Here is a 22,357-nt window from a genome sequence, read left to right on the forward strand (position 1 = left end):
GCTTCATCCCATCATAACAAACTGATATTATAGATCTAAATAAAATTGTAAAGCATGGCACAGTTTTTCCTATTGTACGCGTAATGGCGTGTTCGAAAATTGATGGACTCGTAAAATGAGCCAGACTCGTCATGCCGGACTTGATCCGGCATCCATAAATTATTTACCCCTCGTTCCCACACTCTGCGTGGGAACGAGGGGTAAATGGGCGAAGTTAGAACCAAGCCCAACATTTAACAAGACGTGCTCCAGCAGATCACCCCGGATTGCACAAATCAAATTAAAGGAGGTCGGGCATGGCAGATTTAAGCCAAGTTGAGAAAACAAAATGTAAAGGCATCGACGATTTCATGAAACCGCATCATCTGATTTCTGATGAAACACGCAGGTTCTGCGAAGCCTTGCGCGAATTCGCCAATAAGGAAATCATTCCCAACGAGGATGAATTTGACAACTACTGGGACTGGACCGAACGGGATGATGCCTCACTGGTTCAAGGCATCTGGAAACGGTTGTTGATCGATATTGGACTGCAGCATACCTTCATTCCACCGGAATTCGGCGGTATGGGGGGCGGCTCTATCGTCGAGGCATGCGCAACGGTGTCTGAGGTGTCCCGGGCCGATTTTGGTTTGGCCTGTTCAGGCTTTATCAGTTCATGGTCCATTGCCTCCATATCCATGCCCAAACCCAATGCAGAACTATTGCAAAAATTGGGCAAGGCGCTGTGTGGCAACGATGTCTGCATGATCTGCAGTGCCATCACCGAACCCCATGCGGGCGGGTCGGTGGAAGACATCCGGCTGAAGGGGGCGCATATCCGCACCACGGCTCGTCTGGACGGCGACAAATGGGTGATCAACGGCCATAAATTATGGCCGTCGGCGTTCAGGGAAGCAAAATGGTTCAGGGTAATCTGTAGGGTCGAAGGGGAGGATTATCCGCGAAACATTGCCCAGATATTCGTTCCCGCCGATACCCCCGGCGTGTCCACCAGCAAACCCTATCAAAAAATGGGAGCCAGCCTGGACACCAACGGAGACATCTGGTTCAATGATGTCAGGGTGCCCAAAGCATACCGTGCCCAGGAGGATCCCGAGGACGATCTTTTGTCAGTGGCGGGCAATATCGCCATCGGTCGCCTGACCTCGGCGGCATTTCCGATGGGAATTATGAAAAGAGCCTATGAAGTCATTAAGGCATATGCTGATATCAGGGAGATTGCCGGCGTACCGATGAGAGAACACGGTGTGATCGTTCACGAACTGGGCACGATTGCCAAGGAATTGCTGATGGCCGAAAGCTTTTTATACGCCGTGGCCGAAAAGTTTGATCATCCTGAGGTCTATGGCCCTCCCTGGAGTCAGAAAAACGTCGCTTTGGCCAGCGCCTGCCAGAACGCCGTGAGCGATCTGGGATGGCGTGTGGTGAATCGCTGTCTGGACCTGATGGGATCCTACGGTTACTCCAAGGAAGGCAAAATCGAAAAGCTGCTCAGGGATCTTAAAATCACCCAGATCATCGTCGGCGGTCCCATGCTGCGTCTGACGGAACTGTCACGCTATTTTTTCGGTACGCAGACCATTTAATCAAAGGCGCTCTTTCAATGCTCCACATCAACGATCTTAATCAATATGGAGGTATCAATGGCAAAACAGATTATCCTGTACAACCTGCGAGACGATGTGACCGATGAGGACTACGCAAAATGGTGCAACACGTATAAAGGGCCGCTCCTTTTGGGCCTGGACTCGGTAAAACAGTTCACGCTGGTCAATATGCTCGGCGGCATCAAGGGCAACGGCAGCAAAGGCATGGCACCGGAAGAAACACCATCGCCATACAAATATATCGGCATCGTGGATTGCACCGATCTGGAGGCCATGCAAAAAGACAGTCAGACCAAGGCGTTTAAAGAGGAATTCTTTCCCCAGTGGTTTTCAAAATGGGTGGGGGATTTTTATGTGCTGGTGGGAATGGAGGTTTTTGACGGTAAAAAATGACGACCGGTCGGTTGAAAAAGAATTTCTCGAGCGGTTCGTGGACGGTGTAAAACAATTAAAAGTGGGCAATCCGGCGGAACCGGATACCATCATCGGCCCGATCATCAACCAATCCCAGTTGGACGGGCTGAACCAAAAGATAAAATCTTCGCAAAGCGGCGATGTCAAGTTGGTGTATGGCGGTGAAGCAGAGGGGTTATTGCTCCCGCCGCATGTTTTCAGCCCGGTGGAGGAAAGCCATCAACTGTGCCATGAGGAAACATTCGGCCCGCTGGTCCCGATCACCATCGCCGATAATGAAGCCCATGCCCTGCAATTGGCCAACGATACGAAGCATGGGTTGTCCAGTGCGGTGTTTACCGAAAACATGGAGCGGGGTTTGAACTTTGCCAGGGGCATCTATGCCGGGATGACCCATATTAATGATATTACCGTGGACGACCAACCCTTGGCGCCCTTTGGCGGTGAAAAAAATTCCGGCACCGGCCGATTCAACGGGGATTATATCATGGAAGAATTTACCCGAGCCCATTGGATCACCTGGCAAGGCACGGGGCAGTAGCAACTCATGCGGTTGCCCTTTCAAAATGTACTTTTTAACTTGATTTGAATTCATTTTTATGGAAAGGTTTGGTTTTGAGCAAAAGTTTATAATTGACGGCAGCTTCTTTCCCATGGATGGCAAGGAGATTCAATGAAGCATTTTTCAATCTGGCTGGTTCTTCTATGCTTGGGTTCATGTTTCACGGCCTGTGCACCCTATCAAGTCAATCACAAGGTTGTCGGTAATGCGGACCTTTCCCAAGCCAAGCGTTTCTACATTGCACACAATCCCGACGATACCACCCCGCTTGATGTTATCATCGAAGCGGAGTTAAACAAGCAAGGTTTTTACGCTACGCATGGTGACAAGGCGGATCTTCCAGAAGATACGGACATTCTAATAACCTATGAGTTCCATTGGTATTGGGATTTTACCAACTACCTTTTGCAATTCGAGATCGAACTTAGAGACCCGAATACCGGCGTCCCACTCGCAAGGGGAGAATCATGGCGAGCTTCTCTGGCGAGACGAACACCGGAAGAAATGGCGAATGAGATCCTTGAACCGCTATTGAAGCCCTCATCAGCAACCGAGTAAATGGGGCCTGGGGGCCGCGTCTCTACCCCCTATGGTTGCATAAAACGATCCGTTCTACCAACCGCCAAACCGGATTCTTTGGCGACCACAAAAGGGAATTAGAAATGAAATGTCGGTTATCACGATTGAAGGAAAACATCGGTTGGGGATTCGTCTTTTTTATGATCATCACCATGCTGACGGCTTGTGGCCCCAGCAGCCATGCAATCAGGCCTGATAAAATCACACCCGATGCAGTCAACATCCCACAAGGCCATCATGGCCGTGTGGTGTTTAAAGTCGACGGAGGGTGGGAAGAAGCAATCCTCGGTTTACAGGCTATGCCCAATAGCGCGGTAATGGAAGCACTTAGTAAAGCCGTAAAGGAATCAAAACTTTTTGATGAAATCACTTCCGCAGATAATGCAGACTATTGTCTGCAGGCTTTCATCTACGATGTCGACCAACCACTGATGGGGGCAACGGCAAATGTAGCGGTAGAGATGGTCTGGTGGCTGACCGATATAAAAACAAAGGCAGTCATCTGGCAGGAATCCATAGAGACAACCAATACCGTTGGACGGGGTGTTGCGATGGGGTTGAGAACAAAATGCAATTGGGCGGCTGAAGCCGCTACCAAAGAAAACATTAAAATCGCTCTGGAAAAAATAGCTGCCCTGCAACTCATGTAAGCGCTGCCATCGCCCTCAAAGCAATCAACACGCATTTACAAACAACCATAAAACAGGCAGAGCACCCAAATCGGTGTCTCTGCCTGTTTTTTACGTTTCACCCCCCAAAGGCCTCCTCACTGATATTCACCACGGCATCACCGCCGGAGACAATGGCATCCATCTGCCCCAGGGTTTCGGGTAGAACTGATTTGATAAAATACTCGGCACTGAAAATCTGTCCCTGATAGAAGGCCTGATCCTTGCCTTTGCTGGCTTTCTCCAGCTTTTCACCGGCAATGCTCGCCCGCCAGAGCAGCATCCAGGCCATGATCACATCCCCCATGACCATGAGAAACGGTACTGAATTGGCGAAGGCGACCTTCATCGATGCCGACTGCATGGTCTCCAGGATGTGTTTGGTCAGCGTTTCCAGACGGGTGATGGTCTTGCCAACCTCAACGGCCAATGGTTCCAACGGCTTGATGGCCGCCGCCCGATCGACGGCATCGCGCATTTCCTTGATGAACGCCTGAAACACCGCGCCTTTGTTCATGAGCAGCTTACGGCCGATCAAATCCATGGCTTGTATGCCATCGGTGCCCTCATAGATGGAAGTAATCTTGACGTCCCGGGCCAGCTGCTCCACCGGAAAGTCCTTGGAATAACCGTAACCACCGTAAATCTGGATAGCTTTAACGCAGACGTCGAATCCTTTAGCTGCACAATAGGTTTTCAGCACCGGTGTGAGCAGTGCGGTCACGCCATCGTAATAGGCCTTGGCGTCGGCATCGTCTGTGGTTTCGAGCAGATCAAAGCTGCGGGCAATATAGTAATCGAGGCTGCGCATGCCTTCCACATGGGATTTCATCCACAACAACATCCGCCGTACGTCCGGATGCCGGATAATCGGCACCTGCTCGTCATCCCCTGTCTGCTTTTTGCCCAGATCATACCCTTGCCGACGCTCGCGGGAATAAGCCAGCGCATACTGATAAGCCGCCGACCCGTGAATAAGTCCCTGAAAACCGACTTTTAGACGGGCTTCGTTCATCATGTGGAACATGATCATCATACCCTGGCCAGGCTTGCCCAACAGAACGCCACGGCATTTGCCCTTGCTGCCCAGGGCCAGGCTGCAGGTCGCACTGCCGTGGCTGCCCATTTTCTCCTCAACGCCTGTACACACCACATCGTTGAATTCACCCAGACTGCCGTCGTCATTGACCCAGTATTTTGGCACGATGAACAGTGAAAGGCCCTTGCTGCCCGGCGGATCTCCATCGATACGGGCCAGCACGGGGTGGATGATATTCTCGGTCAGGTCATGATCACCGTTGGTGATGAATATCTTGTCTCCAGTGATGGAATAGGTCCCATCCGGGTTAGGCGCCGCCGATGTACTCAAAGCACCCACGTTGGATCCGGCATGGGCCTCGGTCAGCAGCATGGTACCGCCCCAGTGGGCGGTGTAGAGTTTTTCGAGAAAACGTTTCTTCTGGTCGTCGGTACCGAAAAGCTCGATCATCTTGGCGGTCCCGCCACCGAAGGTCGCATAGCTGTTACAGGCCAAGTTGGCTCCTACGAGAAATTCGTCGGCAGCCACGCTAATGGTGATCGGCAGTCCCTGCCCGCCCCATTCGGGACTCTCTGCCAGCGCAGACCACTCTCCCTCGCGCAGGAGCCGAAAGGCGCGATGAAACGAAGGCGGCACCTTTACCTGACCGTTCTCGAAGGTCACGCCGATACGATCCCCGTCCACCCAGGTAGGCAATAGTTCCTTGAGGGCAAAATTTCTCGCCTCATTGATGATCAGATCAAAGGTCTTGCGGTTGTAACCTTTATATTTGGATAGTTTGGTCAGTGCCAGAACGTCCAGCTGTTCGTAGAGCACAAAATCGATATCCCGCCGGTCTGAAATCAAGTTTGCCATAATTGTTATCCTTATTTTGTAGAAACTTTCTCAAAAAACAGGGTTTGAGAGGAGTTCTAATTGTACGTATGCCATCCCTGGCCGGTCTTGCGTCCCAGGTGACCGGCGGCAATACGCTGCCGCAGGGCTGTGCCGAAGCGGAACCGCTCCCCGTAATTCTCCAAAAGCAGGTTGCCCACATCCAAGGCCATGTTTAGATCAGCCATGTCCATCAGGGCAAAAGGCCCGATGGGATGCCCCAGTCCCAACTGGCAGGCCATGTCAATGTCCTCCAGGCTGGCCACCCCTTCGTCAGCCAAGCGCACGGCTTCGTTGAACAGGGAAAAAAGCAGCCGATTGACCACGAAACCGGCCGAATCCTTGACCTGGATCGGCTGTTTCTTGATCATTTTGCAGGCCGCCAGCACTGCCTCAACCGTCTCCGGCGCGGTTTCCAGTGCGGGAATCACCTCCACCAGTTTCATGATGAAGGCCGGGGCAAAGAAATGGGCACCGATAAACCGTGGATGCCGCTGTTTCTCCACAGACGTGGCCAACAGGGTAATGGGAATAGAAGACGTATTGGTGGCGATGATGCATTCGGGTTTGACCACCTTGTCCACCTCGGCCAGAATAGTCTTCTTCAACTCGATTTTCTCAAACACCGCCTCGACCACCATATCGGCATCGGCCATGGGCGCATAGTCACCGGTGGGCTGGATGCGATCCAACGTGGCATCGCGCTGGTCCGCCGGAAAACGGCCTTTGTTAACCGCCTTGTCCACCACCTTGACCAGCCGGGCCTTGCCTTTATCCGCCGCGGCCTGGTCCACATCTTTCAAAATCACCGCACAACCAGCGACTGCGAAACAAAGACCGATCTCAGCCCCCATCATGCCGGCGCCCAATACGCCAACCGTTTTAATACTGCTCATTTGCATTGCCTTTCCGTGTTCCAAATGCGTTATTTTTCTTAAAGGCGTTGGGTTTCGTTCTTCAACCCAACCTACGATGCTGCTCAGTTTGGGTTCCCACGCAATAGCGTGGGAACCAGGCAGTGAGAATCGTGGCTATTCAGAAATGGTAGCTTTCGCCCGAGTTCAAGGCGGGTGACGGCTTCGAACCGGAGGCGCCCCGCAGGAAGTGCCCTTGGGGTAAATATATGGAATATTTTGAGGATTCGAAACCGTCGCCCAACGCCGAAATCGGGTGAAAGATGCCGTTTCTGGATGGGCACTACTCTACGCGTTCTATTATTATGGCCTGCCCATGCCCACCGCCACCGCATAGAGAGGCCAGCCCCCGGCTCAACCCCCGCTTCTCCATCTCGTGAATCAGGCTGACCGTGATGCGGCAACCGGTATCACCGATGGGATGGCCCAGGGCGATGCCGCTGCCGTTGACATTGACAATGTCCCGGTTGAGCCCCAATTCCTTTTCTACGGCTACCGAAGGCGCGGCAAAGGCCTCGTTGATTTCGATCAATTCGATATCGTCGATCGTGTACCCGGTCTGCTTGAACAGTTTGCGGACCGCATCGATGGGGCCGATGCCCATGATCTTAGGATCGACACCGACGGCCGCCGATCCGACCACGCGCCACTGACTTTTCATCTGGTACTGGTCTGCCATGGCCTTGGACATCACCAGCACCGCGCTGGCGCCGTCGTTGAGCCCCGAGGCATTACCGGCGGTAACACTGCCGTCCTTTTTGAATGCCGGCTTCAGATTGCTCAGCTCCTCCAGGGTGGTCTGCGGCTTGGGATGCTCGTCCGTATCGATAATCTTATCGGGTTTGCCGCGCTTGCCGGGAATGACCACGGGCACGATCTCATCCTTGAAACGGCCGGTCTCCAGGGCTTTTTTGGCGCGCATCTGGCTGGTGTAGGCGAATTCATCCTGCATCTCGCGAGTAATCCCGTATTTCTCGGCCACGTTTTCCGCGGTCATGCCCATGATCAGGCCGGTGTGATGGTCGAACAAGCCATCCCAGATGCCGTCGGACAGTTCCTGATGGCGCCAGCCCAATCCCCAGCGGGCATTCTTGATGCTGTAGGAGACATTGCTCATGCTCTCCCCACCGCCGGCCACCACCGCCTGGGACTCGCCCAACCGGATTTCCATGGACGCAATGCGGATGGCCTCCATACTCGAGCAGCAGGCACGGTTGAGCTGAACAGCGGACACATTGTCCGGATATCCGGCTTTGAGTACCGCACCCCGGGCCAGGCCGTTTTCATCACTTCTGACCATAACGGTGCCCCAATACACATCGTCAACCAGATCCTTGGAGAAATCCACCCGCTCGCAGACTTCCTTCAAGACCGTCACAGCCAAATGCTCATGGCTGGCCGCTTTCAGTGATCCGCCAAAAACGCCGATGGGGGTTCTTACCGCCGATACAATGATCGGGTCATTTGCTTTGTCTGTCATCTTCACGTTCCTTCTATTTGATTAACAAATTAGGTAGCCACATAACGATCTGTGGGAAAAATATGAGCAGAATCAGGGTTAGTAACTGGAGTAGAACAAACGGTATGATCGACCGGTAGATGTCCATCATGGTTACATCGGTCGGCACGATGGTTTTCATGTAGAACAGGTTGAACCCAAAAGGTGGCGTCAAGTAGGCCATTTCCATGTTGACGATGAAAAGAACACCGAACCACACCGGATCGAATCCCAGCGATTTGACGAGCGGCACGAAAACGGGCGTACAGATCATGATGATGCCGCCCGGGTCAAGCACCATGCCCAGTAAAAACAAAGAGGATTGTAGTCCGATCAGCACTACATATCTGGATACCGGCAGCATGGTAACCAGTTCCTTGATCAGGTCAACGGCGCCGATGGCGGTGTAGACCGATGTCAGACAGGAACCGCCAATGATAATCCATATGATCATGCATGACAGGCTGAGCGTAAAATAGCAGGCCATCTTGATGATCTTCCAGTTCAGGCTGCCGTTGACCAAGGCGCACACCAATGATCCCATCGCCCCAACGGCAGCGGCTTCGGTGGGTGTGGCGACACCTTTGAAAATGCTTCCCAAAACGACCATGACAAGGATAATCGGAAGCAAGACCCCCTTCAGGGCACTTATCTTCTCACTCCAGGTGGCGCGCTCGTCCTTTGGCACCGGAGGAGCCAAGGCCGGATTGATCCATGCCCGAATACCGATATAAACGATGAAAAAAACGGCCAGCATCAAACCGGGAAAAACCCCTCCGGCAAACAGCTTTCCAATGGACTCATCGGCAAAAAGGCCGTAGATAATCATCAGAACGCTGGGCGGGATGAGAATCCCCAAGGCACCACCGGCCGATATGGAACCGACGGCAAGGTCCTTGTGGTAGTTGTATTTAAACATGGACGGCAGGGCGATGGTTCCCATGGTCACCGTGGCAGCGGCGCTGATTCCGGCCATCGCGGCAAAAATGGTGCATATCACCACCGTCCCCATGGCCAGTCCGCCGGGAAGACCGCCAATCCATTTTTGAATCATCTCGTAAAGCTTCTCAGCGATCCCGGAATGCTGTAGAACGACGCCCATGAAGACGAAAAGAGGGATGGAAATCAGGATAAAGTTATCCATGATTCCGAAGGCAGTGGATGCCGAGAAATAAAGCATCTCGGGCCCCAAAAAGAAATAGGTGAAGACGACCGCCACACCGCCAAGCACAAAGACAAGCGGAATACCCAAGGCCAGAAAGAAAATGATGCTGGCGAAAAGAAGAATGGTCACGATCCCAGTACCCATGCTTATCGCTCCTTTCCACGGCCAAAGAGGATAAGAACATCACGGAAAAACGTGACCGTGATCTGCAGCAAAAAGAGAAATGCACCCACGGGCAGCATCAATTTGAACGGCCAGATCGGCGGTCCCCACGGTGTTGAGGCATGCTCCAACTCGGATATGGACTGCAGGGCATTACGTCCCCCTTCCCAGACCAATACCCCTAAAAAGCAAAGCCCCAATGCAAAGCCGATGATATCGATCAATGCCCGGCCGCGTTTACTTCTTCGTGAATAGAAAATATCCATGTTGGCGTGCCCTTTTGTATAAAAGGTATAGGCCCCACCAATAATAAAGAAGGTTCCGTAAAACATGGTCGACAATTCATGACACCACAGGGTCGGCCGGTTGAACGCATACCGCGCAACGACTTCGTAGCAAATGATACTGCAAAGAATAATGATCAAAAAACTGGCCAATCGTCCTGACCACAGGCTGATCGCCCCGACAATCCGTTCAATGTGATCCAATACTTTCATGATGGACCTTTCGCTGTAGCTCAAGCTACGATCAGAGGATACCGTGCAAACCGCTTTATTGATCACTGCGATACTCGGCCCCCCTGCCCTTTCGGGCGGGATTGCCGAGTATTTAGGCCAACACTTCACCAATGGAACAATTTACTTCAGATATCCCAATTCTTTCATATACACTTTGAGTAGATCGATTCCCTTGGCGCTGAGTTCGTCTTTCTTGGCAACATCCTCCCAGACTTTCATGGAAGCGGCCTGCATTTTCTCAACTTCTGCTTCAGGAAGTACATTGACCGTTACGCCGGCTTCATCAACCATTTTATGCAAGGAGCTTTTGCCTAGAATACGTGTTGCACTGGATGAAACAGCATTGCCACACCCCATGGCCGCGGTTTCGATCATGGTCCGCTGCCTCGGTGTCAAGGACTCCCAGAATTTCAGGTTAAAGGCCAGGCTGGCCCAGGAGACCACCGGCTCGGGCACCATGTAGTTTTTCAAAACCTCATGAAACCGCATTACGTACATGGGGCCGGCATCGCCCCAGTGGGCGCCTTCCACGACACCGGTCGACAAGGCCGTGTAGAGTTCTCCACCAGGAATGTAGATGGTCGAAGCCCCCATTTTCATCAGCCATTCGGCAAAGGGGCCATAGGAACGCAGTTTCATTCCTTTGAAATCATCCATTTTCGTGATCGGTTTATTGGTCATCAGGCCTACGCGGTAGGTTTCATAAGGGATGATATAAACGCCCAGCTTGAGGTAAGCCTTTCTAAGCAGATCAACAAATCCTTTCTCGCGCATGAAGTACCGGGCTTCATCCAGATCGCGGCAGGCAAAAGGCAGTCCGGAGGCGATGGTGCTCACGGGGACCTGCTTCTCATAGTAGCCTTCCGGGAACAGCGAAACCTTTACTGCGCCACGCCGGGTAGCTTCCAGGTAATCCTTGATCGGAATCAACGCATTGATGGGAAAAGGCTTGATATCAACAGCACCATCGGTGACCTCCGATACCACGCTGATGAATTTGGGCAGACAACGTTCGACGTCCGTGGGCGTAAAATAAGTCGGCATGTTGATCTTTTTGGCAACGCTTTGCGCTGGCAGGATCAATCCCAGTGACAGAACAACGATGAGAGCAAACAATTTCATTCTTCCACGCATTTTAGTCCTCCATTTCCCCTCGAATTAGAAAAAAGGCCAACCGATTGGCCCGAACACACGACACAAAGAGATGTCCCGATGAGCGCAAGTATTTCCAATCGTGCTCATCCATCAATGTACACGGTCTATCTTGAGCGGTTACGATTAAAGCAATCTTTTTAAAATCTTGCCGGCGCCGGATTTTGGCAGTGAGTCCCGGAACTCAATTTCTCGGGGACGCTTGTAGGTCGCCATGTTTTCCTTGCACCAATTGATAATGTCATCTTCCGTCACTTCTTCCTGATATTCCCCTTTCAAGACGACATGGGCCTTGGGCGATTCTCCCCGGTAATCATCTGGTACGCCGGTCACGGCAACTTCGAGGATAGCCGGATGCTGGCTCAAGATATTCTCAAGATCACTGGGGTAGACATTGAAACCGGAGCACAGAATCAGCTCCTTTTTACGGTCGACAATTTTCAGATAGCCCTCTTCATCCAACAACCCGATGTCGCCGGTATAGAACCACCCGTCACGGATGACCGCCTCGGTTTCCTCAGGCTGATTCCAGTATCCCAGCATTACCGTAGGGCCTTTGATGAGAATTTCCCCCTCCTGGTTGGCTGGCATTTCCTGTGTTCCCATTTCGAGATCAACAATTTTAAGGTCGTTGATCATGGGAATCCCGCAAAAGCCCTGTTTCCAGCGACCAAGGGGGGTATGGACCCCGCCCGCGGCCAGGATCTCGGTCATGCCATAGCCCTCACCCAACTGGCTGTTGGGGGCAAGTTCTTGAAAACGCTGTTGCAGACTGAGTGGAACGGGCGAACCACCGGTCACGATGATCCTCAAGGAGGAAAAGTCAAAAGTTTCGACGTCCGGCATATTGACCAGGGCGGTCAGCATGGTCGGTGCCGCCACCCAGACCGTACAGCCTTGCTTGGCGATGGCCTGAGCGATGGTTTGTGGGACGAACCGGCTCATCACCAGAAGGGTGCAACCGGCCACCAGGCACGGCACCATGGTCACCTGCAGCCCCATGATGTGGAAAAATGGTGCCACCCCCAAGCTGATATCCGCCGGCGTCAACCGATACCAGTTGCAGCAGACCGCCACAGCCATTCCAAAGGACCGAACGCTGATCATGGCTGCCTTGGGCACTCCCGTGGTGCCGCCGGTCAGCTGAAGCATGGCCAGATCCGTGTCCATATTCTCTATGCGACATACCGGCACCGGCTCCCCTGCAGCCAGAATATCTTTGAAGTCAACCGTTCCGGGAAAGCTGTCGGTGGCGCCCATGGCTTCGGCCGGAGGTGAAAACAATGGATCTTCAGGAATAAAATCAGCAAACCGGGCCACAATAACCGTTTCAATTTTGCCGGCGTTGCCGGCCTTTTTGAATTCCGAGCACAGCGTGTCCTGCACGATGATCGTTTTAAAACCGGTTTTTTCGATGATCGGCGCAAGTTCCATGGCTTTGAACATAGGATTGAGATTGACCACGACGCCGCCGGCCCGGATGATCCCGAAAAAGGAAATCACATAGTGGGGACTGTTTTGCATAAAGATGCCAACCCGGTCCCCCTTGGTCAGTCCCCTTTCGATCAAGGCATTGGCAAATTGATCGACCATACGATTCAAGTCCCCATAACGGATCTCGTAGCCATAGAAACCGATCGCCACAGCATCCGGCCTCTCGGTTGCCTGGTCCCGAAAATACTCGGTAAACGGTTTGTCCACTTCGGCGTAACGCGGTACTCCATCCGGCCATACCTGCTCCCAACACTGATGTCTGTCCATGCCTCCCCTCCTCCTTGCGACAAATGCCAATGACCATTGTAATGTGACCGTCCGACCGGTCAGCGTTAAAAGAATAAAAATGAAACCATACGGCTCAGCCCACGGTTCTCCCAGCCTAATGCGAGTCAGCGCCCTTTTTGACGATCGATACAAGCGCACATCTGCCAATGGCAGATGTAACCGTCCGACCGGTCAGGTCTGAATGCAAAAAAAAGCACGCCATGGGGTAGTACGTCTTTAAACCCATGGCGACAAAAAACTAAGGTGTGTCGTTATGAGCGTTCAATAATCCGTTAAAAAACAAATCGGCAAAGGTTTCAGCCAACTGATCGGCAGTTTCTTTGCGTTCATAGTCAAACCAGTAAAAGATCCATGAACACATGCCGATCGCGGCAAACGTCGAAAATGCCTTGTGTGGTGCCTTGATTTTTCCCTGAGACTCCATTTGAGCAATGGCGTCGTGAATCAGTTGATACACCCGAAGATGACGGGCTTTTATTATTTTTGAATGTTGGGGATCCAGACGATGGGCCTCATGCAGTACGATACGTGATTGCCTATCGCTGGCCAGCAGTAGTGTATATTTTTTGATAAAATAACGCAGCCTTTCCTCAGGATCCGCAATGGCTGCGGCATGGCCCAAAATCGGCGATAGTTTTTCCTCCATCGAGCAATCAATGATGAAAAAAAGCAGTTCTTCCTTGTTGGAGAAATAGTGGTAGAGAATTGCTTTGCTGGCGCCGAGCGCTTTGGCAATGTGGGACATGGGCGTGTTGTCATAGCCCCGTTCACAGAAAAGCTCCATTGCCTTTTCACAGATTTCCTGCTTTTTTGACATCGTGGTGGACCTTGCTGGTGTTAGTATTGACCGGTCGGTCGGTTAAGCAAACATTAGATCGACGCGATGATTTTGTCAACACCTATTTTGCCATGACCAATGTAAAAGCAGCAACGCTGCATGGCTGAAACCAAATGGGGGGATTCGTCATGTAGCTTGTTCACCGCCCCTTGACAAGAGAAATCGATTTTTTAAATTCACACGCAAAATGACCAATGCAACATAACAAAACCTTAACCATCGCGTGTTAGCAGACGATAAGCGTGTTGTTCCCAATCAAGTTGTTGTGGGGATTTTATGGCTGGACGATATGGATAGGCATTTAATTTATCAAAAAAAGGGGTGTTAAATGGTATATAGAGGTGTCAGTTAAAGCAAGGGGGATGATCGATAGCTGTAGTATGCATCCGGCAAGACAAACCACACCCACAAGGGTCAAAGGGTACTTTTAAAAAAACGGAGAACCAAATGCTCGAAAATCGAATTCGCTTCAAGCCGCTGCTGGATAAGGTCACTGATCCGGACACGGCATGTCGCCACATACAAAATGGAACCAATGTGTTTATCTCCGGCTTTACCGCCGGCTATCCCAAACTGATTCCCCCGGCCCTGGTTCGCCGTGCCAATCAAGGGGAACGGTTCAAGATCAATCTGTTTGCCGGCGCATCCACCGGAGATGCCGTGGACGGCGTGCTGGCCGACGCCGATCTGATCGCCTGGCGGCGCCCCTATATGAGCAACCGTGGTATGCGCGAAAAAATCAATCATGAGCAGATCCGTTTCAAGGATGACCACCTTTCCCGATTGTCCGCCCAGGTTCGCGACGGCGGCTGGGGTGAAGCCCATGTGGCTGTGGTGGAAGCCATCGCCATAACGGAAAAAGGCCATCTGATTCCCACCATGAGCGTCGGGAATACGCCGACCTATGTGCAGGAAGCAGAAAAGATCATCATTGAAATATCATCGGAACCGCCCGAACTGGAGGGGATCCATGATATTTTCATTCCCGAGGACCCGCCCTACCGGATGCCCATTCCCATTTACCGCGCCGGCGATCGTATCGGCAAACCGTTCATCGATATGGACCCGAACAAAGTGGTGGCCATTCTTTACAGCCGGGAGGAGGACAGTTGTGCGGTGTTCACCGAACCTGACACCGTATCAAAACGGATTGCCGATCACATCCTGGATTTTGTTATGCATGAAATCCGCCACGACCGCATGCCCCCTTCCCTGCCCTGGCAGTCCGGTGTGGGCGATGTAGCCAATGCGGTACTGAGCGGATTTATAGAAAACGACTTCTTTCATACCATTGATATCTATTCCGAGGTTCTGCAGGATGCCGTCCTGGACCTGATCGATTTAGGCAAGGTGCGGGCCGCCTCCGGTTCCGCCATGACGCTTTCCCACAAGGCCAGAGACCGTTTTCTCAATGAGATATATCGCTATCGGGATAAAGTTGTGTTGCGGCCGGTGGAAATATCCAACGCCCCGGAAGTGGTCAGACGCCTGGGGGTGATTGCCATCAATACGGCCATCGAGGTCGACATCTACGGTCACGTCAACTCCACCCATGTCATGGGGTCCCAGATGATGAACGGTATCGGCGGTTCCGGCGATTTCATCCGCAACGGCGCCTTGTCGTTCATCGTTACCCCCAGTACGGCCAAGGGCGGAAAAATATCGGCCATCGTCCCCATGGTCTCCCATGTGGATCACAGTGAGCACTCGGTGGATGTGGTCGTCACCGAATACGGCCTGGTTGACACCCGCCCCCTGACCCCGCGTCAGGTGGCCGAACAGGTGATCAAAAAATGCGCGCATCCGGATTATCGGGATCTTTTATGGGACTATTACCAGAATGCCATCCGTGCCTCAGGCGGCCATGAACCGCACATCCTGAGTGATGCTTTCGGCTTTCATGAACGCTTTATGGCCACCGGTGACATGCGGGCCCGATAACAGCAATGTCACATGCCAATTGAAGGCATTCTCTCGTTTGGAGCATTATCAATCGGCGTTATTCTTCAATTGGCATTTTTAATAGGACACTCAATAGGAATATTGTGATGATCGATCATGGCGCGCATCGTGAAGAAGAATGCCTGTTTTGCCGGTGGATTCGGGAAGGTGCCGTGGTTGACCGCCTGGGCACGGTGGCGGCCGTCAAGGACGGCTTTCCGGTCACCGACGGCCACCTGTTGATCATTCCCCGAAGACACACCCCGGACTGGTTTTCCATGACCGACGAAGAGATGGCCGATTGCAGGGCACTGATCCACCACCTCGCCGAAAGTATCAAGAAAGATGATCCCAGTGTGACCGGATTCAATATCGGCACCAATAGCGGTGCCTCGGCCGGACAGACCGTGTTTCATGCTCACATTCATCTGATTCCGCGGCGTGACGGGGATTGCGCCAACCCCCGGGGCGGTGTAAGAGGAGTCATCGATGGGATGCGCATCTACTAAATAGTGCCATCCACGAATGACCAATTTGCCCGATATCGGCGTTGCACAAAAAATTTTATCCTCGGAATATCAACCATATGCCTGTGGTAAAATTTTTTGTGCGCCTTGATCTCGACCCAATTTTCCTATTCGTGGATGAACACTAAATAAGGAACCATGACTACTTTTGCTCACATTTCCGATTTGCACTTTGGACGGGAAGTTCCAAAGGTGATTGACGGCATGCTGGAAAGTCTCCATCAAGTTACCCCGGACCTTATCATCATCAGTGGCGATCTGACCCAACGCGCCAGGGCCAGCCAATTTCAGAAGGCCGAACGGTTTCTCAATCGACTGCCGTGCCCCTTTCTGATCGTACCGGGCAATCACGATCTGCCACTTTACAATCTGTTCAAACGGTTCCACCGCCCCTGGGGAAACTGGACCCATTTTGTTTCCACTGACCTTGCGCCGGTGGTTCACGGAGATGATTTCATTGTTGCCGGCGTCAACACGGCCCGGCGCTGGGCCACCCTCTTCGATCAGACCCGCGGCCGGATCAGTTCGTCTCAGACCGGTTCTGCAATCAACCACCTCAAGGCGGCGCCGGATACGCATCTGCGTATTCTGGTGGCCCACCACCCCTTCTGGCTGCCTGCCGATCAGATGCGGCGGCATCTGATCGGCGGCAGGGATAAAGCCCTGACCGATCTCGCCCAAGCCGGCGTAGACATGATTCTAAGCGGTCATGTGCATGTGGCCTTCTCCCAACTGGTCGACGGAATCATCGTTGTTCACGCCGGCACCGGTATATCCAACCGCTACCACGGCCAGGCCAACAGCTTTAACATCATCCGCAACGACCGTCACCGCATCACCATCGATGTCAGAGTATGGGATGAGAAGTGCTTCAACGAGGCTGAAAAGCGAACCTTTGTACGCGCCAATAATCAGTGGACGGTCGCTTAAACAGGATATATATTTTTCCCGTCTGTTAAGTTTCAACTTTAAGGATTTGAATAATCATTTTGTCTTCGCATACTATTGGATCTGAATTAATCTTTTCCCCTAAAAAGTTAGAAATTTCTTTAGTAGTATCATAATCAAAAGGCATATCGTAATATTCAAACACAGAATTAAACAGATCAATTTTATTCTCAAACACCCAATCTGATGTAAAGACTTCTGATTTTCCAATTTTCAATCCACTCATATCGATGCAATTCTGAGCAAAATATTTCTCTTTGTTTTCGTTATGAAGAAACGAAAATATTATTTCAATTTCTCCTTCAGGAATAGGCTCTATAACTAAAATTTTTCCACCTGTTTTTAATACTCTCGTAGCTTCGTTAAGCGCTTTTTGAGAATCCTGATGGTGTAATGAAAGAGTAAATATTACTATGTCAAAAAAAGCGGCAGGAAAATCAAGCGCTTCTCCAGAACCAGTTCTAAAATCAACCCCAGAAACATTCGCTCTGGCTTTTTTGATCGCGTTTTCATCCGGGTCAATAGCAACCAATAAATTTGTTTTTGTAGATAAAATTGAAGATATTCTCCCAGTACCACATCCGATTTCAAGAATTTTCAGATTTTTTAACTCCGTATATTCAAATATCTTTTCGCATATTTTCTGACCACTATACTCTTTCATAATAAATTTTACCCTTTTTGATGCACACCGGCCCGAACTGACCTGCCGGACCGATAAGGAACGTTGATGGCAAGCCATCCTTTTATACCCGAGTTGCTGACATGCTTTATCAGCGCCAGCCAGTGACAGCCACCACGGCGTTGGAGCGGCGTGCCGCTCAACTCGGGCCGGTGGCGCCGCGCGCAGCGGGGCACCCCCGGCCCGGCTCATTTGGCGCAGGGGTTTGCAGAAACCATGCAGGAGCCAAAACCTTTGTTTAACCTAAATTCTTTCAAAACGCCTCGGCCCCTGTGCTCAAGTGGAGCCGGTTGTTCGCAAACTTTCGTCTTTCCAGTATTTTTTCTGGAAATGCAGGTACTTGAAAACCGAATTTTTGGTAAAGCCCATGAGCGTCCTTTGTATCAAGGAGCCATCGGAGATTTTTTAAAGATTCATCGTTGACGATATAATTTACCAAACTTTTGCCAAACCCACGACTTCTGTGACTTTCCAAAATGAAAAGGTCCAATAAATAGGCAAATACAGTATAATCCGTTACAACGCGAGCAAATCCGACAAAAAAACCGTCTTTGTCGTAAACGCCATAGCACAAAGAGTTGTCAATACTTTTCCTTACTGTTTCTATTGTTCTACCTTTTCCCCAATATGACCTATTGCATAGATAATCATGGATTGTAGAAATATCTAATTCATTTTTATCAGTGGATATTGTGAAATCATTTTCCATGGATGATTCCTTTTGGTTGCGAACGCTTCAGTTCACCAGGGCGCAGGGATTGTTGAAAGCCTTTTAAAAGAAAAAATGTATTTAAAAAGCGACGTAGTTCAAAAATGCCATGGCCCCTGCACTCTGGTGGAACTGATTGTTATGATTTCAAACTGCCTATAAAAAAATCATCTCTATTGCTTTTTTCTTTCGCCCTTTGTTTCCGAATCATCGGAACAGGCTTTATCACCTTGAATATCTATTGTAATTGATAAGATTGAATACACGATCAAGGCTATGCCAATAAACAATAAGGCGAGAAATTCGCGTTCCTCAAGATAGGCTACACGGCTTGTTGAAGAATCTGAAGGAATAAATTCGAATATCGTATTAACCCAGACCATGCCAGCATAAACTATTATGGCTAACCCTGAAATTAGAGATATTATCCTACATATCAGATTTGTAGCCATTCTTTTCATTTTATGGAATCAAATCGGGCCGGCAACAAACGTTACCGATGCTTTCGGAAGACCGCAAATTTCAATAAAGAAAGACGGTCTGAGTGGCATCGTTTCTCCCGGTCCGATTAAGCGTTTGGTTGGCAAACTAAAAATCATAGTTCTTATATTGAATTAATTTAACACCGTTGTCCGAGACAACACGTGGATATGTATTGTCTTGATTAGGTTTTGTCTTTTTCCTGCTCTTGCGTATTTCGAAAATCCAATTGTCGCCGTAGTCGAAAAGATAATAAAGTTTCAATCCATTAAGAGGGTAGATGTCTTTTAATAAGGTATCTTCATACTTTCCACCCTCGTATGGCGTTCCGGAGTCTTCAGAAAAAATTACTTTGCGGTTTTTATCGTTTCGACCTGCATAAAAATCAAACAAATGATCATTATCGAAAGAAACAATCTTTTGAATGAAAAGGTGAAAACCAAATAAAGAAAGAATGTCTGGAATTTCAATGGTAGCTTCCCAGAAGTTCTTATCCTCAACAGGATCCCATATATTGCAAATATTCAAAGTATATAAATCAAATTTTGCTTCAATGATTTCCATGACATCTCTTTTGTCAACGTTTCAGTTCGCCAATGCGCAGGGCTTTTTGTTAGCCTTTATGAGAAAAATAGCATTTAAAAAAAAGATGCAATTTAAAAATGCCTCGGCCCCTGCGCTCTGGTGAAACTGATTGATACTAGTTATGGCCTCCCGAAGAAACGGGGCCGAAGTTAAACCCTGCATCATGTTTCCTGTGCTTTTTAAGAGTCACTGGAATGAAATGACATCTGATGCACAGAAAACATGATGCAGGGTTGCCCCCTCTTACTTGCACCGGTAAACTTCTGTTACCCCTAACATTAGTTTTCCAAAGCAAAAGGAGGCATAGCATGAAATTTTACAATCAGCAGCACAAGTATTATTGCGGTATCGATCTGCATGCCAGGAAAATGTACGTTTGTATCCTGAACCACAAGGGAAAGGTCGTCGTCCATGAAAACATCAAAACCGATCCCGAACTCTTTTTCGAACTGATCTTCTCCTTTCTTGAAGACGTCGTTGTCGGGGTTGAATGCGTCTTCTGCTGGTACTGGCTTGCTGATCTTTGTAGTGATCACAAAATTGACTTTGTCCTTGGACATGCATTGTACATGAAAGCCATACATGGCGGCAAAACAAAAAACGATAAAATCGATTCCTACAAGATCGCCATGTTACTTAAAGGTGGCAATTTCCCAACCGCCTATCCCTATCCAGCAAAATGGCGGGCCACGCGGCATCTTTTGCGAAGACGCATGTACATTTCAAGACGATGCAGTGAACTGGTCGCCCATATCACCAATACCAACACCCAATACAATCTGCCGGCATTCAAGAAAAAGCTGTCTCGCAAATATAATCACGACGGTGTTGCCGAACGGTTTGACGATCCCGAAGTCAGAAAGAGCATTGAGGTGGATCTGGAAATGATCAATGCCATGAACCAAACCCTTAAGAAACTCGAATGGCATATTGAGAAAACCGCCCGTCAGCATGATTATCATACCTTGTATCTACTTGGGAATCTTTACACACAAAATGGGCCGAGTCATCTATTTCATGCTCAAAAACAAAGAGGCATTCGATATGAAACGATTCTTCGATCAATAGGTTTGGAACCGGAGGGTGATAGCTTGTCGCCTAACTGAGATCATACGGGCGGATCTGATTCTCTCGATTCATGACATGCAGCCCAGACTGCGAAAAAAGAGTGGACCATTTGCCCGAAACTCAATGTGATTGATTGGCAGCACCTTCCGGTTCCATACACGGATACGGATTGCTTAACAGGTGATGATCACGTTCTGCCCCTTATCCGAGTGACACCCTAACTGGACGCCCATAGCGGCGAGCCGATTCTTTTGACTGCGCCGGAATAAGGGAACCGAAATATATTCTGAAGCCGTCCTAAGACGGCACGCTGATTGTCAAAGAACCTTTATGGCAGATCAGTCAATCCCGATAGATGTTTGGTGCAGACGTGTTATCCAAACGCTCTGACGCCCGCGATCGAAGACGCAAGTCAGAACCAGCGAGTTGCTTGTTGAGAAATCTGAATTAAGAGACGGAACAAGTCGCATTAGATTTTTTTACCTTTCCGATCCGCGGGTGAAGTTTTTTCTTGACAAGGGGAGGCCATATAGATGTTGGGCGCTGGACTTATTCGTATCAAGATGGTTCAAAGGCAGCGGTTTTATATCATTCAATGCATCTGATTCAGATTTCATTGCGAAATAAAGATCCCATCTGAGTTGAATATTCATCCAAAAATCAGCCGAAACCCCAAAAACCTTAGCAAGCCTTAAAGCCGTGCTGGGCGTAATACCACGCCTGCCATTGATTATTTCATTAATCCGTTAGTAAAGAACCATGACGACTTTTGCTCACTTTTCCGATTTGCATTTTGGGCGGGGAGTTACAGCGGTGATCGACGGCTTGCTGGAAAGTCTCCATCAAGCGACCCCGGACCTTATCATCATCAGTGGCGATCTGACCCAACGCGCCAGGGCCAGCCAATTTCAGAAGGCCGAACGGTTTCTCAATCGACTGCCGTGCCCCTTTCTGATCGTACCGGGCAATCACGATCTGCCCCCTTTACAATCTGTTCAAACGGTTCCACCGCCCCTGGGGAAACTGGACCCATTTTGTTTCCACTGACCTTGCGCCGGTGGTTCAAGGAGATGATTTCATTGTTGCCGGCGTCAACACGGCCCGGCGTTGGGCCACCCTCTTCGATCAGACCCGCGGCCGGATCAGTTCGTCTCAGACCGGTTCTGCAATCAACCACCTCAAGGCGGCGCCGGATACGCATCTGCGTATTCTGGTGGCCCACCACCCCTTCTGGCTGCCTGCAGAGCAGATGCGGCGGCATCTGATCGGCGGCAGGGATAAAGCCTTTGCCACCCTTCGCCAAGGGAAAGTGGACATGATTCTAAGCGGTCAGGCAGTCCATTAACCGCTCCCCAAAAAAGAGAAAAGGGACAGGCACTTTATGTACTCTGCGCAAAAAAAGCCCCATTTGTATTGGTGCCAAGCAAAGCTCGACATTTATCAAACACAAAAAAACGATTGAAACTACATTATCTCTTGGAATTTACAGACGGCGATTTTTTTCAATCTATTTTATGCAATATTGAGGTAAAGTTTCGAAAGTGAAAGGCGATATATTTTAAAAGGTTGCAAACGTTTTTTATGGTTGGTGGTCCCCACACGTTAACATAAATGTAGCAATTTCAGATCACCGGAAAGGAAAA

Annotated in this window: 23 protein-coding genes; 11 read left to right on the forward strand and 12 right to left on the reverse strand. The window is 50.1% G+C overall.

Features of this window, described 5'->3' with window-relative positions; translation table 11 throughout:
* Positions 1–296: 296 nt before the first annotated feature.
* The 5 genes from Dvar_RS35015 (at position 297) to Dvar_RS35035 (ending at position 3,815) form a co-directional block, all read left to right on the forward strand.
* Positions 297–1,589 carry an acyl-CoA dehydrogenase family protein gene (locus Dvar_RS35015; protein WP_419657831.1) on the forward strand — a complete coding sequence of 431 codons (1,293 nt, stop codon included), beginning with the start codon at positions 297–299 and terminating at the stop codon, positions 1,587–1,589.
* A gap of 57 nt (positions 1,590–1,646) precedes the next feature.
* Positions 1,647–2,003: a hypothetical protein gene (locus tag Dvar_RS35020; RefSeq protein ID WP_419657833.1), complete on the forward strand. Its 357-nt coding sequence runs from the start codon at positions 1,647–1,649 to the stop codon at positions 2,001–2,003.
* Positions 1,987–2,565: an aldehyde dehydrogenase family protein gene (locus tag Dvar_RS35025; protein ID WP_419657834.1), complete on the forward strand. Its 579-nt coding sequence runs from the start codon at positions 1,987–1,989 to the stop codon at positions 2,563–2,565. Before Dvar_RS35020 ends, Dvar_RS35025 begins: the two co-directional genes overlap by 17 nt.
* A 132-nt stretch (positions 2,566–2,697) precedes the next feature.
* Positions 2,698–3,144, forward strand: a complete 447-nt coding sequence (locus tag Dvar_RS35030) for a hypothetical protein (RefSeq protein ID WP_419657835.1) — start codon at positions 2,698–2,700, stop codon at positions 3,142–3,144.
* A gap of 104 nt (positions 3,145–3,248) precedes the next feature.
* Positions 3,249–3,815 (forward strand): hypothetical protein, encoded by a 567-nt coding sequence (locus tag Dvar_RS35035; RefSeq protein WP_419657836.1) that lies wholly within the window; start codon positions 3,249–3,251, stop codon positions 3,813–3,815.
* Positions 3,816–3,912: 97 nt separating this feature from the next.
* Here Dvar_RS35035 and Dvar_RS35040 read toward each other — a convergent pair whose 3' ends face one another.
* From Dvar_RS35040 to Dvar_RS35075, 8 genes are all read right to left on the reverse strand, one after another.
* The gene (locus Dvar_RS35040) at positions 3,913–5,727 is read right to left on the reverse strand and encodes an acyl-CoA dehydrogenase (protein WP_419657837.1); all 1,815 of its coding nucleotides are present in this window, start codon (positions 5,725–5,727) and stop codon (positions 3,913–3,915) included.
* 56 nt (positions 5,728–5,783) lie between these two features.
* Positions 5,784–6,641, reverse strand: coding sequence for a 3-hydroxyacyl-CoA dehydrogenase family protein (locus tag Dvar_RS35045; protein ID WP_419657838.1), 858 nt, complete (start codon positions 6,639–6,641; stop codon positions 5,784–5,786).
* Between the two features lie 301 nt (positions 6,642–6,942).
* Positions 6,943–8,139 (reverse strand): thiolase family protein, encoded by a 1,197-nt coding sequence (locus Dvar_RS35050; protein ID WP_419657840.1) that lies wholly within the window; start codon positions 8,137–8,139, stop codon positions 6,943–6,945.
* Between the two features lie 13 nt (positions 8,140–8,152).
* Positions 8,153–9,466: a TRAP transporter large permease gene (locus Dvar_RS35055; RefSeq protein WP_419657841.1), complete on the reverse strand. Its 1,314-nt coding sequence runs from the start codon at positions 9,464–9,466 to the stop codon at positions 8,153–8,155.
* Positions 9,467–9,468: 2 nt separating this feature from the next.
* Positions 9,469–9,981 (reverse strand): TRAP transporter small permease subunit, encoded by a 513-nt coding sequence (locus tag Dvar_RS35060; protein WP_419657843.1) that lies wholly within the window; start codon positions 9,979–9,981, stop codon positions 9,469–9,471.
* 141 nt (positions 9,982–10,122) lie between these two features.
* Positions 10,123–11,136, reverse strand: a complete 1,014-nt coding sequence (gene dctP / locus Dvar_RS35065; RefSeq protein ID WP_419657845.1) for a TRAP transporter substrate-binding protein DctP — start codon at positions 11,134–11,136, stop codon at positions 10,123–10,125.
* A 144-nt stretch (positions 11,137–11,280) separates the two neighbouring features.
* Positions 11,281–12,915 carry an AMP-binding protein gene (locus tag Dvar_RS35070; protein ID WP_419657847.1) on the reverse strand — a complete coding sequence of 545 codons (1,635 nt, stop codon included), beginning with the start codon at positions 12,913–12,915 and terminating at the stop codon, positions 11,281–11,283.
* 259 nt (positions 12,916–13,174) lie between these two features.
* Positions 13,175–13,753: a TetR/AcrR family transcriptional regulator gene (locus Dvar_RS35075; RefSeq protein ID WP_419657848.1), complete on the reverse strand. Its 579-nt coding sequence runs from the start codon at positions 13,751–13,753 to the stop codon at positions 13,175–13,177.
* A 468-nt stretch (positions 13,754–14,221) separates the two neighbouring features.
* On the opposite strand from Dvar_RS35075, the gene Dvar_RS35080 reads away from it, so the two are divergent.
* From Dvar_RS35080 to Dvar_RS35090, 3 genes are all read left to right on the forward strand, one after another.
* Positions 14,222–15,715 (forward strand): succinate CoA transferase, encoded by a 1,494-nt coding sequence (locus tag Dvar_RS35080; protein ID WP_419657850.1) that lies wholly within the window; start codon positions 14,222–14,224, stop codon positions 15,713–15,715.
* Between the two features lie 107 nt (positions 15,716–15,822).
* Positions 15,823–16,224, forward strand: coding sequence for an HIT family protein (locus Dvar_RS35085; RefSeq protein WP_419657852.1), 402 nt, complete (start codon positions 15,823–15,825; stop codon positions 16,222–16,224).
* Between the two features lie 156 nt (positions 16,225–16,380).
* A complete protein-coding gene (locus Dvar_RS35090; RefSeq protein WP_419657854.1) occupies positions 16,381–17,172 on the forward strand; it encodes a metallophosphoesterase family protein in 792 nt (263 codons plus the stop codon).
* Between the two features lie 25 nt (positions 17,173–17,197).
* Here the strand turns inward: Dvar_RS35090 and Dvar_RS35095 are convergent, their stop codons facing one another.
* From Dvar_RS35095 to Dvar_RS35105, 3 genes are all read right to left on the reverse strand, one after another.
* The gene (locus Dvar_RS35095) at positions 17,198–17,854 is read right to left on the reverse strand and encodes a class I SAM-dependent methyltransferase (RefSeq protein WP_419657855.1); all 657 of its coding nucleotides are present in this window, start codon (positions 17,852–17,854) and stop codon (positions 17,198–17,200) included.
* A 271-nt stretch (positions 17,855–18,125) separates the two neighbouring features.
* Positions 18,126–18,581 (reverse strand): GNAT family N-acetyltransferase, encoded by a 456-nt coding sequence (locus Dvar_RS35100; protein WP_419657857.1) that lies wholly within the window; start codon positions 18,579–18,581, stop codon positions 18,126–18,128.
* 588 nt (positions 18,582–19,169) lie between these two features.
* Positions 19,170–19,625 carry an IS1096 element passenger TnpR family protein gene (locus tag Dvar_RS35105; protein ID WP_419657859.1) on the reverse strand — a complete coding sequence of 152 codons (456 nt, stop codon included), beginning with the start codon at positions 19,623–19,625 and terminating at the stop codon, positions 19,170–19,172.
* A 329-nt stretch (positions 19,626–19,954) separates the two neighbouring features.
* Between Dvar_RS35105 and Dvar_RS35110 the strand changes: the two genes are divergently transcribed.
* A complete protein-coding gene (locus tag Dvar_RS35110) occupies positions 19,955–20,752 on the forward strand; it encodes an IS110 family transposase (RefSeq protein ID WP_419657861.1) in 798 nt (265 codons plus the stop codon).
* Between the two features lie 441 nt (positions 20,753–21,193).
* On the opposite strand, the gene Dvar_RS35115 is transcribed toward Dvar_RS35110, so the two are convergent.
* Positions 21,194–21,457 (reverse strand): HigA family addiction module antitoxin, encoded by a 264-nt coding sequence (locus tag Dvar_RS35115; protein ID WP_419664206.1) that lies wholly within the window; start codon positions 21,455–21,457, stop codon positions 21,194–21,196.
* A 16-nt stretch (positions 21,458–21,473) separates the two neighbouring features.
* Here Dvar_RS35115 and Dvar_RS35120 point away from each other — a divergent pair, with 16 nt between their 5' ends.
* A complete protein-coding gene (locus Dvar_RS35120; protein ID WP_419657862.1) occupies positions 21,474–21,761 on the forward strand; it encodes a metallophosphoesterase family protein in 288 nt (95 codons plus the stop codon).
* A 10-nt stretch (positions 21,762–21,771) separates the two neighbouring features.
* Complete coding sequence (locus Dvar_RS35125) at positions 21,772–22,059, forward strand: hypothetical protein (protein ID WP_419657864.1); 288 nt, start codon at positions 21,772–21,774, stop codon at positions 22,057–22,059.
* Positions 22,060–22,357: the final 298 nt, after the last annotated feature.

Source organism: Desulfosarcina variabilis str. Montpellier, assembly GCF_048565275.1.
GTDB classification, from domain to species: Bacteria; Desulfobacterota; Desulfobacteria; order Desulfobacterales; family Desulfosarcinaceae; genus Desulfosarcina; species Desulfosarcina variabilis.

Bases quoted from the DNA above. Each gene is read 5' to 3' on its own strand.
- Dvar_RS35015 (WP_419657831.1), top strand. From the start codon at position 297: ATGGCAGATTTAAGCCAAGTTGAGAAAACAAAATGTAAAGGCATCGAC.
- Dvar_RS35020 (WP_419657833.1), top strand. From the start codon at position 1,647: ATGGCAAAACAGATTATCCTGTACAACCTGCGAGACGATGTGACCGAT.
- Dvar_RS35030 (WP_419657835.1), top strand. From the start codon at position 2,698: ATGAAGCATTTTTCAATCTGGCTGGTTCTTCTATGCTTGGGTTCATGT.
- Dvar_RS35035 (WP_419657836.1), top strand. From the start codon at position 3,249: ATGAAATGTCGGTTATCACGATTGAAGGAAAACATCGGTTGGGGATTC.
- Dvar_RS35040 (WP_419657837.1), bottom strand. From the start codon at position 5,727: ATGGCAAACTTGATTTCAGACCGGCGGGATATCGATTTTGTGCTCTAC.
- Dvar_RS35045 (WP_419657838.1), bottom strand. From the start codon at position 6,641: ATGAGCAGTATTAAAACGGTTGGCGTATTGGGCGCCGGCATGATGGGG.
- Dvar_RS35050 (WP_419657840.1), bottom strand. From the start codon at position 8,139: ATGACAGACAAAGCAAATGACCCGATCATTGTATCGGCGGTAAGAACC.
- Dvar_RS35055 (WP_419657841.1), bottom strand. From the start codon at position 9,466: ATGGGTACTGGGATCGTGACCATTCTTCTTTTCGCCAGCATCATTTTC.
- Dvar_RS35060 (WP_419657843.1), bottom strand. From the start codon at position 9,981: ATGAAAGTATTGGATCACATTGAACGGATTGTCGGGGCGATCAGCCTG.
- dctP (WP_419657845.1), bottom strand. From the start codon at position 11,136: ATGCGTGGAAGAATGAAATTGTTTGCTCTCATCGTTGTTCTGTCACTG.
- Dvar_RS35070 (WP_419657847.1), bottom strand. From the start codon at position 12,915: ATGGACAGACATCAGTGTTGGGAGCAGGTATGGCCGGATGGAGTACCG.
- Dvar_RS35075 (WP_419657848.1), bottom strand. From the start codon at position 13,753: ATGTCAAAAAAGCAGGAAATCTGTGAAAAGGCAATGGAGCTTTTCTGT.
- Dvar_RS35080 (WP_419657850.1), top strand. From the start codon at position 14,222: ATGCTCGAAAATCGAATTCGCTTCAAGCCGCTGCTGGATAAGGTCACT.
- Dvar_RS35085 (WP_419657852.1), top strand. From the start codon at position 15,823: ATGATCGATCATGGCGCGCATCGTGAAGAAGAATGCCTGTTTTGCCGG.
- Dvar_RS35090 (WP_419657854.1), top strand. From the start codon at position 16,381: ATGACTACTTTTGCTCACATTTCCGATTTGCACTTTGGACGGGAAGTT.
- Dvar_RS35095 (WP_419657855.1), bottom strand. From the start codon at position 17,854: ATGAAAGAGTATAGTGGTCAGAAAATATGCGAAAAGATATTTGAATAT.
- Dvar_RS35100 (WP_419657857.1), bottom strand. From the start codon at position 18,581: ATGGAAAATGATTTCACAATATCCACTGATAAAAATGAATTAGATATT.
- Dvar_RS35105 (WP_419657859.1), bottom strand. From the start codon at position 19,625: ATGGAAATCATTGAAGCAAAATTTGATTTATATACTTTGAATATTTGC.
- Dvar_RS35110 (WP_419657861.1), top strand. From the start codon at position 19,955: ATGAAATTTTACAATCAGCAGCACAAGTATTATTGCGGTATCGATCTG.
- Dvar_RS35120 (WP_419657862.1), top strand. From the start codon at position 21,474: ATGACGACTTTTGCTCACTTTTCCGATTTGCATTTTGGGCGGGGAGTT.